Genomic DNA, 320 nt, shown 5'->3' on the forward strand with positions numbered 1-320 from the left:
TATTGCTGATGGCAACTCTTTGATAATAAATTGGGGCTTTATTTTTTTTCTTATCTTTAGTTTTATCTTTAGTTTTATCTTTAGTTTTATCTTTAGTTTTATTGGATGCAATATCCGATATTTCTGGTAAAACAATTTTTCTTCTTTTAGCTTTATAATCATCAAAAAAAAGTTTAGGATTGCGAAATAATTTCCTTGCTTTTGCTTTAAGTTTCATGAGACCTCTTTTATTTACTTTTTATTTACTTTTTATTTACTTTTTATTTACTTTTTATTTACTTTTTATTTACTTTTTATTTACTTTTTATTCCATATAATGA

General features: G+C 21.6%; 1 pseudogene. It reads right to left on the reverse strand.

Annotated elements, in window-relative coordinates:
* Window positions 1-217: pseudogene (locus tag A9G40_RS11265) on the reverse strand (hypothetical protein); the annotation flags it as partial.
* Window positions 218-320 lie beyond the last annotated feature (103 nt).

It is taken from the genome of Gilliamella sp. Nev3-1, from assembly GCF_001690435.1.
Lineage (GTDB): Bacteria > Pseudomonadota > Gammaproteobacteria > Enterobacterales > Orbaceae > Gilliamella > Gilliamella apicola_C.